Here is a 741-nt window from a genome sequence, read left to right as displayed (position 1 = left end):
GGGTGTAACTTTAGTGAGTTTAAATCGGGGTTCCCAACGGGTTAAGGCTTCAGCCGTCGCAGCAATTAATTCCAGGCGTAAAGCCCCATTTAACGGTTCATCGATTAACTCTGGCAAGCGACTCCCATAATCACGCCGCATGACACGGGTGCCAATGCGGGTGGTTAAAATATCGGTAATCGATTGCTTCAGATGTTCGATGCCAGAAAGGGATTTACCAGTATTGTTGTTTATGCCTTGCATGCTGTCGGTATGAAGGAAAAAGTATGGTTTAATCAGAGCTGCTGTCACTACTGCAACTACCGCCACTATCACTACTGCTATAACTGTCACAGAAACTAGTGCCTGAATCATTTCGGCTACAGGAAAAGTCTTCGGAGCCAGATTGATGATTATTTGTATTATGTGAGTTATGACTACGGCCAACCATTCCTTGTTTTACTCTTGAGTTTCGCGACAAGGCACAAATAATAAAAAAGGCCATTAACCCGAACAAAAAAAGAAAAAAAATCAGTGATCCCATCGATGGCGTCCTTTAAACATTAAAGCCATATAGTAACAGTTAGTCGTACTTTCGTATTTGAGCTAAAGCGCATATAAAGCAATACTATAGTTTATTGCCTTGGCTTGGGCGGCACATGATGCTGATCTAAATGTCTGTTATAAATATCTCTATCTGCCGCCATACTACGGGATTTATCAGTAATATCCCCCGTGGCTTTGATGCTGCCTTCCACATGA

1 protein-coding gene is annotated in these 741 nt (G+C 42.4%); it reads right to left on the bottom strand.

Annotated features, from left to right (window positions below; genetic code table 11):
• A partial coding sequence (locus KCG35_RS25880; protein WP_309227497.1) for a GPW/gp25 family protein occupies nt 1–333 on the bottom strand: 333 nt, incomplete at its 3' end.
• Nucleotides 334–741: the final 408 nt, after the last annotated feature.

Origin of the sequence: Zooshikella harenae (assembly GCF_018837975.1) — a bacterium.
Lineage (GTDB): Bacteria > Pseudomonadota > Gammaproteobacteria > Pseudomonadales > Zooshikellaceae > Zooshikella > Zooshikella harenae.
Note: the sequence above shows the minus strand (reverse complement) of the source record. Positions and strands in the feature narration are given on the sequence as shown.